General features: G+C 75.0%; 1 protein-coding gene. It reads right to left on the bottom strand.

All coding sequences use genetic code 11. The features are described from left to right. Positions 1-49 precede the first annotated feature (49 nt). The coding region (locus FNH05_RS37620; protein ID WP_144593574.1) for a cobyric acid synthase at positions 50-1,090 on the bottom strand (1,041 nt) is incomplete at its 5' end.

The raw sequence follows: 1,090 nt of genomic DNA, 5'->3' as shown, positions 1-1,090 counted from the left end.
GAGGGGACCCTTCACGGCTCCGCTTCCACCCGAAGCTCCGGGCCTGGCATCAGAGGGTGCGCAGGGTGCTGGGGGCGCCGTGGGTGGCGAGGTGCAGGAGGGCCCGGGTGTCGAGGTGTTCGGCAACGGCGTCGGCGAGGCGGTCGAGCATCGACTCCCGGAGCGCGGCGAAACCGGGCGCGCCGGGCGCGGGTGCCCAGGCCACCCCGGCCTGCGCCGCCGCCTCCGCCAGCCAGGCACGCCGGAACCCGTCGTTGTCGAGGGTGCCGTGCCAGGTCGTGCCCCACACCGGGCCGCGCCGCCAGCCGTCGAGGAACGGTTCCGCCTCGCCCCGCAGCTTCGCCGACCCGTGGTGGATTTCGTACGCGGCGACCTCGTGGTCCCGCCAGCGCCCCACCGGGCGGCCGAGCACCTTCTCCTCGGAAAAGGTCACCACGGTCGGCAGCAGCCCGAGGCCGCGCACCACCCCGGCACCGGATTCGATGTCGTCGTGGATTTCCCCGGCCAGCATCTGGTAGCCGCCGCAGATGCCCAGCACCGGCCGTCCCGCCTCGACCCGGCGGGCGAGCGCGCCGTCGAGCCCGCGCTCCCGCAGCCAGCGCAGGTCGTCCACCGTGGCCCGGCTGCCGGGCAGGACCACGAGGTCGCTCGAGCGCACCACGTCGGGGTCGGCGGTGAGGCTCACCGAGACACCGGGTTCGGCGGCGAGGGCGTCGAGGTCGGTGGCGTTCGACGCGCGCGGGAAGCGCACCACGGCGACGCGCAACGTCCCGCCCTGCTGCTCACCGGCCCAGCCCGCCATCGCCAGCGCGTCCTCGGAGTCGATCCACACCCGGTCCAGCCACGGCAGTACCCCGAGCACCGGACGGCCGGTCAGCTCGCTCAGCCGGTCGAGGCCGGGGCGCAGCAGGCCGGCATCCCCCCGGAACTTGTTGACGATCCAGCCTGCCAGCAGCGCCTGGTCCTCGGGTTCGAGCAGGGCCTGCGTCCCGTACATCGCGGCCAGCACCCCGCCGCGGTCGATGTCGCCGACCACCAGCACGGGCAGGCCGAACCGCCGCGCCAGGCCCATGTTCACGTAGTCGCCCGC

The sequence above is a fragment of the Amycolatopsis rhizosphaerae genome, from assembly GCF_007713715.1.
Lineage (GTDB): Bacteria > Actinomycetota > Actinomycetes > Mycobacteriales > Pseudonocardiaceae > Amycolatopsis_E > Amycolatopsis_E rhizosphaerae.
Note: the sequence above shows the minus strand (reverse complement) of the source record. Positions and strands in the feature narration are given on the sequence as shown.